This window comes from Bacillus methanolicus, from assembly GCF_028888695.1.
Taxonomy (GTDB): Bacteria; Bacillota; Bacilli; order Bacillales; family Cytobacillaceae; genus Bacillus_Z; species Bacillus_Z methanolicus_B.
The window spans coordinates 1997398-2010286 of sequence record NZ_PNFF01000001.1; the positions used below are offsets into that span (position 1 = coordinate 1997398).

Annotated in this window: 14 protein-coding genes; 1 reads left to right on the forward strand and 13 read right to left on the reverse strand. The window is 39.7% G+C overall.

The annotated features are described in order from the left end of the window. Positions 1–76 precede the first annotated feature (76 nt). Complete coding sequence (locus C0966_RS10075; RefSeq protein ID WP_274855306.1) at positions 77–868, reverse strand: phosphatidylserine decarboxylase; 792 nt, start codon at positions 866–868, stop codon at positions 77–79. A gap of 124 nt (positions 869–992) precedes the next feature. Between C0966_RS10075 and pssA the strand changes: the two genes are divergently transcribed. Then, the gene (gene pssA / locus C0966_RS10080) at positions 993–1532 is read left to right on the forward strand and encodes a CDP-diacylglycerol--serine O-phosphatidyltransferase (RefSeq protein WP_274855308.1); all 540 of its coding nucleotides are present in this window, start codon (positions 993–995) and stop codon (positions 1530–1532) included. Between the two features lie 50 nt (positions 1533–1582). Here pssA and sigK read toward each other — a convergent pair whose 3' ends face one another. From sigK to C0966_RS10140, 12 genes are all read right to left on the reverse strand, one after another. Continuing rightward, positions 1583–2302: an RNA polymerase sporulation sigma factor SigK gene (gene sigK / locus C0966_RS10085; RefSeq protein WP_274855309.1), complete on the reverse strand. Its 720-nt coding sequence runs from the start codon at positions 2300–2302 to the stop codon at positions 1583–1585. Positions 2303–2698: 396 nt separating this feature from the next. Then, positions 2699–2959, reverse strand: a complete 261-nt coding sequence (locus tag C0966_RS10090; RefSeq protein WP_274855310.1) for a YrhC family protein — start codon at positions 2957–2959, stop codon at positions 2699–2701. 137 nt (positions 2960–3096) lie between these two features. Then, positions 3097–4233 (reverse strand): bifunctional cystathionine gamma-lyase/homocysteine desulfhydrase, encoded by a 1137-nt coding sequence (locus C0966_RS10095; protein ID WP_274855311.1) that lies wholly within the window; start codon positions 4231–4233, stop codon positions 3097–3099. Then, positions 4234–5157, reverse strand: coding sequence for a cysteine synthase A (gene cysK, locus C0966_RS10100; RefSeq protein ID WP_274855312.1), 924 nt, complete (start codon positions 5155–5157; stop codon positions 4234–4236). It abuts the gene before it with no gap. Positions 5158–5172: 15 nt separating this feature from the next. After that, positions 5173–5877, reverse strand: a complete 705-nt coding sequence (gene mtnN / locus C0966_RS10105; protein WP_274855313.1) for a 5'-methylthioadenosine/S-adenosylhomocysteine nucleosidase — start codon at positions 5875–5877, stop codon at positions 5173–5175. A 15-nt stretch (positions 5878–5892) separates the two neighbouring features. After that, the gene (locus tag C0966_RS10110; RefSeq protein WP_274855314.1) at positions 5893–6531 is read right to left on the reverse strand and encodes a class I SAM-dependent methyltransferase; all 639 of its coding nucleotides are present in this window, start codon (positions 6529–6531) and stop codon (positions 5893–5895) included. Between the two features lie 228 nt (positions 6532–6759). Beyond that, positions 6760–7440: a DUF1510 family protein gene (locus tag C0966_RS10115; protein ID WP_274855315.1), complete on the reverse strand. Its 681-nt coding sequence runs from the start codon at positions 7438–7440 to the stop codon at positions 6760–6762. 112 nt (positions 7441–7552) lie between these two features. Then, on the reverse strand, positions 7553–9310 hold the full coding sequence (locus tag C0966_RS10120; protein WP_274855316.1) for a peptidoglycan D,D-transpeptidase FtsI family protein: 1758 nt from the start codon (positions 9308–9310) through the stop codon (positions 7553–7555). Between the two features lie 92 nt (positions 9311–9402). Beyond that, positions 9403–9876 (reverse strand): transcription elongation factor GreA, encoded by a 474-nt coding sequence (greA, locus tag C0966_RS10125; RefSeq protein ID WP_274855317.1) that lies wholly within the window; start codon positions 9874–9876, stop codon positions 9403–9405. Between the two features lie 154 nt (positions 9877–10030). After that, entirely contained in the window at positions 10031–10666 is a 636-nt protein-coding gene (gene udk, locus C0966_RS10130; protein ID WP_274855318.1) for a uridine kinase, read from the reverse strand. A 4-nt stretch (positions 10667–10670) separates the two neighbouring features. Then, positions 10671–11939 (reverse strand): peptidase U32 family protein, encoded by a 1269-nt coding sequence (locus tag C0966_RS10135; protein ID WP_274855319.1) that lies wholly within the window; start codon positions 11937–11939, stop codon positions 10671–10673. 17 nt (positions 11940–11956) lie between these two features. Then, positions 11957–12886: a peptidase U32 family protein gene (locus C0966_RS10140; RefSeq protein ID WP_274855321.1), complete on the reverse strand. Its 930-nt coding sequence runs from the start codon at positions 12884–12886 to the stop codon at positions 11957–11959. Positions 12887–12889 lie beyond the last annotated feature (3 nt).

Sequence of the window (12889 nt, forward strand, 5' to 3'; positions counted from 1 at the left end):
GCCCAATTGCGGGCTTTTTCTTTTGCTCTCCAACCAATACAAAAAAATGGTGAATAAGTTATTATTTTGCGCCATTTCATTCACTAGCTTTCTTTAAATATCCGATCTTCTCCCCAACTTTAATATGAAATGGCGGCTTGATCGATGGCAATATTTCGACAGAGTCTTTTTCAAACAATAAAACGACCGTTGAGCCAAATGAGAAGTAAGCCATTTCTTCTCCTTTTGTTAAATAATCCTTATTGTGAATGGCTTCAATCGAATTTACAAACATAGCTCCAACTTTAACCAGTGCCATTAATCCTGCATCATGCTCAATTTCTGTAACCTTACGGAAGTTTTTAGATAATGGAGCCTTTCCATATTTTAAACCAAGTGCATTTACAGGATAAGATTTGTTTCCGAGTGTCCATTGATTCGTTATTTTCCCTGTTACCGGACTGTGAATGCGATGATAATGACTCGGGCTTAAATAAAAAATCATATAAATGCCATCGACGTATTTGCTTAATGAACCGTTACTCCCCAGCATCTCAGAAATAGAGTAGATCTTTCCCTTCACTTCAATCATTTTTTCTGGAGAAATATTGCCGATATCTTCGATTACGGCATCAACCGGGCTTGCAATTGACAAATGATCGGGATCAATGTGCCGGCTCCCTTCTTTTAATTTACGGATAAAGAAATCATGCAGTGTCGGATATTCTTTCAACGCTTTTTCAATTTCTTGCAAATTTATTTGATAAACTCTGGCAAACGATGGAATGATAAAGCGGCTAGCCTTTGAGCCTGCAAATTTTTTTAGAAGGTTTGACGTCCATCTTCCGTTTGTAAGCTCAATAAACAAACGATAAATTCTTGAAATCAACAAGATTACCTCCAACTTGTGTTGAAATACTCTTTACGTACAGTCATAAAAAGCTTAAAATAAAATATTATTATATAATAAAATTACAAGGTTTGCTTCCTTCTTATTTAAAGGGGTGAAAAGAATGTTTTTATCTGATGTTCTTGATCAGACAATCAAAAAAATAAAAGCACAAACAGCCAACGTTTTAACGTTAATGAACTTGGCTTTAGGCGGTTTTGCGATTATTGCTGGAATAAATGGCAATTTAAATTTAAGCTTATTGCTTATTTTTGTTGCCGCTCTTGCTGACCGATTTGATGGAATGGTAGCCAGAAAGTTCAATATTGAATCTGAACTTGGCAAACAATTAGATTCTATGAGTGATATTATATCATTTGGAGTTGCACCTGCACTATTAATATATAAAGGAATTTTATTTGAATTTGGAGCACCCGGAATGTTCTTTACTGTTTTTTATATAGGCTGTGGAGCATTTCGTTTAGCACGCTTTAACATAAGTGAAAACAACGGATTTTTTACCGGTCTTCCAATAACGGCAGCCGGTTGCTTGGCTACGGTAAGCTTCCTTGCCATCCCGTATCTTCCGCCGCAAACATACCTATTTCTTATGATTACCCTTTCCTTGTTAATGGTTAGTCCGTTTAAACTCAGGAAAGTTTAGATTCGTTAAAAAGAGGCTGATCCTTAGGTTTGGATCAGCCTCTTTGCTTTCTAATTGCTGTTCTTTCGTTTTTCTTTTTCCGCACGATAAAACTCATGAAACATTTTCATTAAGGCCCTCTTCTCAATCCTTGAAACATAGCTTCTCGAAATCCCGAGTTCTTTCGCAATTTCCCGCTGTGTTTTTTCTTTTTGAAGATCTAATCCGAAGCGGCCGACAATCACTTCTTTTTCCCGTTCATCTAAAACATCAATATATTCCTTTACTTTTTCAAGTTCCATATTCAATTGAATGGTATCAATTACATCTTCAGATTCTGATTTCAGGACATCAATCAGTGAAATTTCATTCCCTTCTTTGTCCTGTCCAATCGGGTCATGTAATGAAACGTCCTTTTTCGTCTTTTTTAATGCACGAAGATGCATTAATATTTCATTCTCGATACATCTTGCAGCATACGTGGCAAGTTTCGTTCCCTTTCCTTCCGAATAGCTCTCAATAGCTTTAATTAAACCGATTGTACCTATTGAAATAAGATCTTCTGCATCCTCACCGGTATTTTCAAATTTTTTCACAATATGAGCGACCAGCCGCAAATTGTGTTCAATCAGCATATTGCGGGCATGTGTATCACCATCAGCCATCAACCGCAAGTATTTGCGTTCTTCAGCGGCTGACAGCGGTTGAGGAAAGGCATTGTTTTTTACATACGAGACAAGGAAGACAATTTCCTTAACTAAGTAACCAAGTGCCGTTAAAATTCCGGACATTTATTCCACCCCCGCTTTATAGGAATTTCGCCTATAACTAATTCCTATGTAAAACAAAGGTTGATTGTGTCTGTCCCAATGAATTTATTGTATTAATAAAAAAGCACCAACCTATTCTGGTTGATGCATCTTTTTTCATGCAAGTAACCTTTTAAGTTTTATGATTCAGCAGTAACTTCTGCTGCAATAATACAGCCAATTGTGCCAGTGATCAAAAATGCCATAACGATCATGAACATATTCTGCACCCCTCTTGAAATGTTCGAATTCTAATTCGAATTTACCACATTTCCAAGCGATTAATCCTAGAGGGATGTGAACATTTTGTTACTCTTATCATTTCATTTATACGCTCCCACAAAAATAGTAAAAACGCCCTGAAAGTTACAGGACGTTTTACTTTTTCATTAAATATTCACGGCCTTCTTCCATTTCCATCAGCCTTGTTTGGCATTGGTTTGAGAATATAAAGAACAAAACAGAGCCTGCCAAAGATCCGCTCGTTGCTGCCATCATCATATATAAATCCTTCATGACTTTTGTCTCGGACGGTATCACTACACCTAAATAAAAATAAGCACCTACTGCTAACAGAACAACTGCAAAACGTCTAAAATCAACCATTTTTTCGTATAGCTGCTTAGCGTTATGATTCATTTCTACATCACCTGCGCTTTTCTGTTAATCTCTTTATCTACTTTAACATGATTAACAGTATCATTGGTGATGTAATTAATAGTATGGATGGAAACTATTAAAAAACGAACCTCTCATGAAAAGAGGTCCGCTTTCAATTATTTATTTAATGCTTGCTCTAAATCCTCAATTAAATCATCCACATCTTCAAGGCCGACCGAGATACGAACTAAACCGTCCGTAATCCCTAGTTCCGCACGCCGTTCCGGAGGGATGGAGGCATGTGTCATTTTCGCAGGTACAGAAATTAAACTTTCTACTGCTCCAAGACTTTCTGCCAATGTAAAATAGTTAATATTCCGAAGAAGCGTATCAGCTTTTTCCTCACTGCCGACATCAAAGGATACCATTCCGCCGAAGCCTCCGCTTTGTTTCTTGGCTATCTCATGGTTTGGATGTGATTCAAGACCTGGATAGAATACTTTTTTTACAGCCGGATGCTCCTGAAGGAATTGAACAATTCTTCTGGTAGATGATTCGTGCTCTTCCATTCGGATTCCGAGCGTTTTGATTCCTCTCATTAACAGCCATGAATCTTGCGGACCCAACACTCCTCCGGTTGAGTTTTGAATAAAGTGCAAGTCTTCTGCCAATTTGTCGCTGTTTACAACAACTAGTCCGGCAACAACGTCGCTATGGCCGCCAAGGTATTTTGTTGCACTATGAAGAACGATATCCGCTCCAAGTTTGAGCGGCTGCTGCCAGTATGGAGTTGAAAATGTATTATCAACAATCGTCAGCAAATTATGTTTTTTTGCTATTTCAGATGCGGAAGCGATATCAGTAATTTTCAGCAAAGGATTCGTCGGTGTTTCAATATAAATAGCCTTCGTATTCGGTTTGATTTCTTTTTCAATGTTTTCAAGATTGCTCGTGTCGACAAATGTACTGTCAATTCCGAAACGGTTTAGAACCTTTGACATGACCCGATATGTACCGCCGTATACATCATCGGTTAAAAGTACATGGTCCCCGCTGTTAAACAGCATCATGACTGCAGTAATGGCTGCCATCCCGGAACCAAACGCAAAACCCGCTTTCCCGTCTTCTAAATCTTTAATAAGTTCTTCAAGTGCATGGCGGGTCGGATTTCCAGTACGGGAGTATTCAAAGCCTTTGTGGCCTCCAATCCCTTCCTGTTTGTATGTGCTCACTTGATAAATAGGCACTGAAACAGCACCTGTTAACGGATCCCCTGAGATTCCTCCATGAATAAGTTTTGTCTTCTTGCGCACTTAAACCCCTCCTTGATAAATCTTCTTGCTTAAATAACGCTCGCTTCCATCAGGGAAGACCACGACAATATTCGTGCCTCGCTTGGCTATTTTCGCTTCATCCAGTCCCGCTTTCATTGCAGCACCCGATGAACTTCCGACAAGCAGACCTTCTTTCGCAGCCAACTCTTTCACAAGTTGAAACGCATCTTCATCAGAAACAGTATGAATGGCATCAAAATAAGATGTATCCATATAATCCGGCAAAAACTCCATGCCAATCCCTTCTGTTTTATGAGGGCCAGGTTCACCGCCATTTAAAATGGAGCCTTCAGGTTCGACAATCACGGTTTTAATCTCACGATTTTGTTCTTTTAAATAACGTGCGGTCCCCATAAATGTTCCGCCTGTTCCCGCTCCGGCAACGAATACGTCTATCCGTCCATCCATTTGCTCCCATAATTCCGGGCCTAGCGTATGATAATATGTTTCCGGATTGGCAGGGTTGGCGAATTGCTGCGGACAATACGAGCCGGGAATTTCTTCAAGAAGTTCTTTTGCTTTTTCAATCGCGCCTTTCATCCCCTCACTTGTCGGAGTATGAACAATTTTAGCTCCCAATGCTTTCATCAGCTCTTGTTTTTCAAGACTGAATTTTTCGGGCACACAAAAAATAACGTTGATTCCTTTATTTATTGCCGCAAGAGCAAGTCCAATGCCGGTATTTCCGGCAGTCGGCTCAATTAATGTACCGCCTTCTTTTAATTTTCCACTTTCGAATGCATCTTTAAGAAGCGCTAGTCCGAGACGGTCTTTTACACTTCCCCCCGGATTAAAAAATTCTAATTTCGCAAACAGCCTGACTCCTTCAGGAACCGGAAAATGGGTAAGCTCCATGACGGGAGTGTTTCCGATCAATTCATGTACACTTTTATAAACCTTCATTTTTCTCCCTCCGATTTAATTTTTCTCTTTAATGGAGGAAACGATCTTCATCACGAGTGTAGCTGAATTAACTGCAGCTTTTTCCAAATATTGTTGAAATGATACATTTGATTCTTTCCCGGCAATATCAGATAAGGAACGAATGACAACAAATGGGCAACCGAACTGGTAAGAAACTTGGGCAATTGCCGCTGCCTCCATTTCAACTGCTTGAAGGCCGGTAAATTTATTCCGAATCACTTCGACCCGGCCGGGATCATTCATAAAAGAATCTCCGGTTGCGATTAAGCCTTTCACGACTTGTATATCCTTAATTTCTATAGCAGCTGTCTCGGCAATTTGTACTAATTTATGATCTGCTTCAAATGCAGCAGGCAATTGAGGAACCTGGCCGTATTCATAACCGAATGCGGTTACATCTACATCATGGTGGCGCACTTCGGTTGAAATCACTACATCCCCAACATTCAGCTCCGGGTTTAAGCCGCCGGCAGATCCTGTATTAATAACATAATCAGGTTTAAATCTTTCCAAAAGAATGGAAGTGGACATAGCCGCATTCACCTTTCCAATTCCGGAGCGCAATAAGACTACATCCACTCCGTTCAACATCCCGGAAGTAAACTCGCATCCGGCAATTGTTTCAACGCTTCGTTCTTCCATCTTTTCACGCAATAAAGCTACTTCTTCTTCCATAGCTCCGATAATTGCTACTTTCATCCTTTACCCTCTCTTTTAAAGTTTTTCGGCCTCCATAATCCAAACAAAGTCATTGGCTCGCTCAAAGTTGGCTGAGAATCCGTTTTCTTCAAGCATGCTTCTTAATTTTGGAATCGTTGTATAGTATTCTCTTTGCAAGTCTTCTGCCAGATTATGAAAACCTTTTGATAATGCATCTGCGATCGCTTCTTTATAAGCATCTTCAGATTCATACATTGTATCGGCAAATACTATTTTACCACCCTCTTTAAGATGCTTTCCATAGCCAGCAATCGCCTGGCGCTTTTCCTCATCTGTTAAGTGGTGAAATGCATAAGTACTGACAATTGTATCAAAAGAGCGGTCCTTCGGGTAACTTAGAAAATCACCATCCATGATTTTCGCTTTATTGCCAAGTTTTTCTCTCGCAATTTTTCTCATTGAAGGAGAAGGCTCAATTCCGGTAACCGTCAAGCCTTTCTCCAAAAGCTTCAGGGTAAGGTTTCCGGTGCCTACTCCAAATTCAAGTACATGACCATAAGCCCGCTTCGCTACTTCTCCAAGAATTTTTTCGTAATGTAAAAATACTTCTTTATATTCTTCATCATGGCCAGTCACGCTTGAATCATAAGAATCAGCCCAATGCTCAAACAGCTCAATAAATTCTTTCCCCATTTATTCCACGCTCCATATGATTACTCATAATTCCTATGAGTATACTATGATTTAAAACGTAACTTGTTCTCAATTTATCATAAAGAACCCTTATTAAGCAACTACAACATTGCTGGAAAATAGCTTTTCTTCGTGCGATGATTCACTGACAAAGCGTTTCTTGTGAAACTAGCCATAGAATAAGAGGATGGATTTCCATCCTCCCTGCAATTTTCGTTTGCTTGATCCTTAGCCTTGCAGTTCTTCCACCTTGACAGGCTTCCACCCTTGGCCGTCTACCCACTCTATATACACTTTGTACTTTCGTTTATCGCTTTTTGAAGATACTGTACCGACTGATTTATTAGGTCCGTTATTGCCTAAAAACCATACGGTCATATTGCTCTGTTCAATTCCGGTAGCATAAGATATGGCTTGGAGCATTTCTTGCCAGTCAACTGAGCTTTCATCATAAACAGCAGCCGGATGTTCACCGGTTTGCGTGGTGCCAATAGGCTTCCAGCTAGGGTTTACGATTGTCGCCTTGACATCCGGGCTGCTGCCCCCTTCTGTTACAACAGGTTCACTCTCTTCAGTTGAAGTGTCATCGTCGGCTTCTTCAGCTGAAGGTTCCTCTGATTCTTGTTCATAACCTGACTCTTCCTGACTCTCTTCTTCGTATTCTGCTTGTTCATCATTTTCTCGACTTACAGAACGTTTCCCATCATTTTTAACTTGATTTGTTTCTCGTCTCTGTTCTTGATTCCCTGCAGCTTTTTCATCATTTCCTCCAAAGAAAATATTGAAGGAAATGATAACAATAAGAAGGAGCACGATTCCAATTAAACTATTTAAAATGAGATTTGTTTTGCGCCTCTTTTCCCGAATTTTTGACCGGGATACGTATTCATTTTCATTTCCGCCTTTCAAAAGTGTTCCCTCCCTTTTATAAGGATGTCAACATTCTATCATGTCTTTACGGAAACATGAAGAAATTTAACATAAACGTAATAGAGAGAACAGGGTCAAAAGGGATAAGTTTTTATAAACCATGATCATAGTCATAGATCGCTTTTACCATATCGGCAAACAGAGAGTTTACCCCTCCTGTATCATCATAAACTCCGAGATTGACAGTGACGAGTACATATTTTGGGTTTTTATACGGAAAGTACCCTGCAAACCATTTATTGTGAAGCTGTTTGTCATTTTCATAAATGGCTGTTTCAGCTGTGCCTGATTTACCGGCGACCTCATATGGAAGGTTTTGAAGCCATCTTCCGGTCCCATTCTCATTAACAATAACTTCCCGCAATAATTTCTGAAGCTTCATCGCTGTATAAGGAGCGATTGTTTCTCCTTTTATATTTTTTTTTGGAAACTCAAGCATCGTCGTGCCATTTTTATATTCAATTTCTGTTGCCACTCTAACCATTTCTTTTTTTCCGCCTCTTGCGATCGTTGCCATCATGTTTGCAACAGCGAGCGGGGTGGCACGGACTTCATGCTGTCCAATCCCAGAAAGAGCAACAAAATTATCGTCTTTTTTTTCTTCTTCATCCAAAAAGACTCTCCCGGAATCTTCATCTTTCAGTTGTTTAAAATTTTCAAAGTGATAAATATCTCCTTCCCAACCGGTCTTTCCGGTTAAAGAAAGCCGTTCGGCGTAATCCTCCAAAATATCGGAATCAATGTTTTTCAATTCTTTAGCAATCGTTCCAAACGTATTATTGCAACTTCTCGCAAAGCTTTCCGTAAAATTAAGCATTCCATGCTGGAATTTTTCATCAGGCTTACCGTTTATTTTCTTGTTGCAGTCAAACTTTCTTGAAGGATTATCAAGATTATAATCAATAGCAGCTGCAGCAACTACTGTTTTAAAAACAGATCCGATAATCTCTTGTTTCAGCATTCTGTTTGTGATTCCATTTTGATCATATGGATTATTCTTGTTAATACTGGGACGAGATACCATTGCAAGGACACTGTTTGTTTCAACATCCAATAAAACAAGTCCGCCTTTTTTTATCCCTTGTTGATCGACAAGTTTTTCAGCAATGGACTGCAAGTCTTTATCAACTGTTGTTTTTATATTTACCGGATAAAAAGGATTTGCCGGTTCGACATACTTTACATTTATGCCAAAAAGGGGAGCACCATCTCCGTCAACATGAAATACTAGCTTTGATTTTCCTTCAGGCAGCAAAAATTCATCGAAGCTTTCTTCCAATCCTGAAATGCCTATAAGTGTCCTCGGCGACAAGTCTTTATCCGGGTATCTTTTTTGCAATTCAGATGCATTTTCTCCTGTCAGCCCGAGTAATTGTTCTGCAAGTGTGTTCTTGAATTCACTTTTTCGCTCAACCGCAAAAACACCCGGGATTTTTAGAGCATTAATTTCCTCCATTTGTTTGAAAGTAAGCTTCACTGGTTTCGGATCGCCAAAGATAAAAGGATCATCAGCTGAATCCACTTCCCGGATAAGCGTATTTTTAGAGACATGAAGAATACGGGCCACTTCCTCTGCATTCCAGTTCATTTTTTTCAGAAACGGAAACAAGACGAGGACAGGAATTTTTTCATAGTTGATCGGTTCACCGTTTCGATCGACAAAATTTCCCCTTCCATTATCAATAACCATTTCCTGTGACCTTTGCTCAACGCTCGCTTCCAATAAGTTTATCTTTCGTTTTGAGAAGCTTTCAGTCTGGAACAGTTGAAGTTGCATAAGCCTTCCCATCAAGAGTCCTATGGCAGTTAAACAAATAATGATCCAGATTTTCGCCCGCTTTCTCCACATAAAAAACACCTCGTCAAAAGTGTTGACGAGGCACCTCATTTTCAAACCTGCTAAATGGAAAACGCCCGCACATATCAAGCGTTTTCAATATACTATTTTATCGATATGATCCGGACGTTCATTTCTCCACCAGGAGTTTGAACCGTTACTTCTTCGCCGACTTTGCGGCCAAGTAAGCTTTTTGCAATCGGCGAATCATTTGAAATCTTGCCTTCAAACGGATCAGCTTCTGCGCTTCCGACGATTGTATAAGTTTCTTCATCGCCATCCGGAAGCTCAACGAATGTAACAGAGCGTCCTAATGTTACTGTATCGCTCGCCATTTCATCTTCTTCAATAATTTTTGCATTTCGGATCATATTTTCCAAAATTGTTATACGGCCTTCAACAAACGCCTGCTCTTCTTTCGCTGAATCATACTCTGAGTTCTCTGAAAGATCACCGAAACTGCGGGCAATTTTGATACGCTCCACAACTTCTTTACGTTTAACCGTTTTTAAATGTTCAAGTTCCTGTTCTAGTTTTTCTTTTCCAGCTTTCGTCATCGGGAATACTTTCTCTGCCAAACCACTCACTCCTTCTAATATCCACACAATCCCCCATAAGGATGTGTAATCATTTTATGTAGATGTACTTGCCTTAACACAAATACACAGGAGCGCGTCCTAATTAGGGCGCGCGCAGTAAACGAATGTGTTTAATAATATTATTGCTATTGTTTCATAAAAATGATTTTTGTTCAAGAATTGTTTGAATTTTTGTGACCATTAAATCGATCGCCACAAAATTGTGGCCGCCTTCCGGAATGATAATATCAGCATAGCGCTTTGTCGGCTCAATAAATTGATTATGCATTGGCCGGACTACATTGACATATTGTTCAATGACAGAATCCAATGTCCGCCCTCGCTCTTTAATATCGCGTGTGAGCCTTCTGATAATTCGAAGGTCCGCATCTGTGTCCACAAAAAGCTTAATATCCATTAAATTGCGGAGCCGTTCATCCTCGAGTACTAATATCCCCTCGACAATAATCACATCTTTCGGCTCAACGCGGATGACTTTATTTGAACGCGTATGAAGCGAATAATCATATATCGGCTTATCGATTGGCTCATAATTAATAAGCTTTTTTAAATGCTCAATTAACAGATCATTATCAAAAGCCAGCGGATGGTCGTAATTTGTTTTTAGCCGTTCTTCAAAAGGCAAATGGCTTTGATCTTTATAATAATAATCTTGCTCGATGATTAAGATCGAATGCCCTTTGAAGTGTTCATAAATTGATTTTGTTACACTCGTCTTTCCGGAACCGGAACCTCCGGCAACTCCAATTACAACAGGTTTGCGATTCAAGGGGTTAAATCTCCTTTCGCATCATGTTGTATGGGTAAACTGGTTTATCTACTTTAAACTTAACAATTTGAAGCGGGTGGCGAGCCGCATCAAGCTCATTGCCATCTTCATCCCAAATTTTATCAATAACTTGTGTAAAGTTTTCAATTTCCGGTCCGAAAAATTCTACCTCTTGTCCCGGTTTAAAATGATTGCGCTGCTGCAAAGTAACCATATGTGTCTCAGAATCATAATCCAAAACAAGTCCAACAAAATCAAATTTTGTCTTTTTGCTATGATCGCCGAACATTTGTTCTTGAAACCCGGGAATTCCTTCAAAAAAGGCCGGCGCTGTATCACGGTTTGCACACTTATCGAGTTCTTCAAGCCATTCTTTTTGGATGACAAAATTATCCGGGTCAGCGCAATAAGCATCAATCACTTTTCTGTATACACTTGTAACGGTTGCTACATAGTGAATCGATTTCATTCGTCCTTCAATTTTTAAGCTGTCAATTCCCATTTCAATCATTCGAGGAATGGATTCGATCAGTTTCAAATCTTTAGGGCTCATCGAAAATGGAGCGTCTCCATTTTTAAACAAAGGAACTTCATTATTGCCTTCCAATTTGTAAAGGTCATAATCCCAGCGGCATGACTGGCTGCAGCCTCCGCGGTTTGAATCTCGTGCAGTCATATGGTTGGACAATGTACAGCGTCCGGAATATGCAATGCACATTGCCCCGTGAACAAACATTTCAATTTCAATATCGACTTTTTCTTTAATTTCTTGAATTTCTTTCGCACTTGTTTCACGGGCGAGAACGACGCGCTCAAGTCCTTCTTCTTTCCAATACTGCACTGCTTTCCAGTTTGACAAAGATTGCTGTGTACTTAAATGCACTTCAATTTCCGGTGCAACCCGGCGGCATGTTTCGATAATAAGTGGATCAGCCACGATAATTCCGTGAATTCCGGCTTCTCTTAAGCCGATAAAATATTCTTCAAGACCGTCGATATTTTCGTTATGGGCATAGATATTGGTTGTGACATAAATTTTTGCCCCATATTTATTGGCAAATTCTACTGCTTCTTTCATTTCTTCTAATGTGAAATTGTCGGCATTTGAACGTAATCCGTATTCTTGTCCGCCAATATACACGGCATCGGCACCATAACGAATCGCTACTTTCAATTTTTCTAAATTTCCGGCCGGTGCAAGCAGTTCAGGCTTTTTCACGATCACGCGCTTTCCGTCGACAATTTGTGATATTCTGTCTTTCACGGCTGTCATAGCGCATTCCTCCTTCATTAATAAACGGTTTCTTTAAAGAAAAATCCTGTGTCAAGAGGACGGTTGGCGGGCTGAATTTTTTCAATTTGGGCCAACAGGTCATCTTTCACTTCTTCATATTGATCTGGGTCTTCAACACATAGGTCAATGGCTTTTCTGTACAATTTCGTGACTTCAATAATATAGTCAGGGGTTTTTAAAATCCCGTCAATTTTAAAAGAATCAATGCCTGCCTCAATCATATCCTGCAGTTCATCAATGATACAAATGTCGTTCGGGCTCATAATATGAGTGCCGTTTTCATCTTCAAAAATCGGATACTTATTGTCTCTTTCCTTATCATGCAAAAACATATTTTTTTCTTGAATGCGATTTTCGATTTTCATCATTTTGCCCTGGTACTCAAAGTAATTCCCTATTAGAGAACGTTTTGATTGGAACATCGCCGTCATGCCATGAACTTGAACTTCGATCTCAACTTCAGCATGTTCTTTAATTTCGATAATTTCCTCCATATTAATTTCTCGGGCAAGTACTGCGCGTTTCGCGCCTTTTCTTCCCCAATAATTGCACGTATACCAGTTCGTTGCAGTCGTTTCTGTATTCCAATGAAGTTTCATGTCAGGAGCTGTTTCACGGACAGCCAATAATACTGCCGGATCGCCAAAAATGATGGCATCTGCATTCGAATCCTTTAAAAATTGGACATAATCATTCAGCTCGTCCACTTTGTCATTATGAAAGATCGCATTCATGGCGACATATACTTTTTTATCCTTTGAATGAGCTAGTTCTATCGCTTTTTTCACATCTTCTCTTGAAAACTCGCCGGCAAGGCGCAAACCGTAGCGCTGTTCTCCGACGACAAAAGCATCCGCTCCTGCTTCAGCAAGAGGAATGATATCATTCACGCTCGTCGGCGTCACTAATAATTCTGGCTTTTTCATTGT

Excerpts from the sequence above, each read along its gene's own strand:
- pssA (WP_274855308.1), top strand. The coding sequence starts at position 993 with ATGTTTTTATCTGATGTTCTTGATCAGACAATCAAAAAAATAAAAGCA.
- sigK (WP_274855309.1), bottom strand. The coding sequence starts at position 2,302 with ATGTCCGGAATTTTAACGGCACTTGGTTACTTAGTTAAGGAAATTGTC.
- C0966_RS10090 (WP_274855310.1), bottom strand. The coding sequence starts at position 2,959 with ATGAATCATAACGCTAAGCAGCTATACGAAAAAATGGTTGATTTTAGA.
- cysK (WP_274855312.1), bottom strand. The coding sequence starts at position 5,157 with ATGAAGGTTTATAAAAGTGTACATGAATTGATCGGAAACACTCCCGTC.
- mtnN (WP_274855313.1), bottom strand. The coding sequence starts at position 5,877 with ATGAAAGTAGCAATTATCGGAGCTATGGAAGAAGAAGTAGCTTTATTG.
- C0966_RS10110 (WP_274855314.1), bottom strand. The coding sequence starts at position 6,531 with ATGGGGAAAGAATTTATTGAGCTGTTTGAGCATTGGGCTGATTCTTAT.
- C0966_RS10120 (WP_274855316.1), bottom strand. The coding sequence starts at position 9,310 with ATGTGGAGAAAGCGGGCGAAAATCTGGATCATTATTTGTTTAACTGCC.
- C0966_RS10135 (WP_274855319.1), bottom strand. The coding sequence starts at position 11,939 with ATGACAGCCGTGAAAGACAGAATATCACAAATTGTCGACGGAAAGCGC.
- C0966_RS10140 (WP_274855321.1), bottom strand. The coding sequence starts at position 12,886 with ATGAAAAAGCCAGAATTATTAGTGACGCCGACGAGCGTGAATGATATC.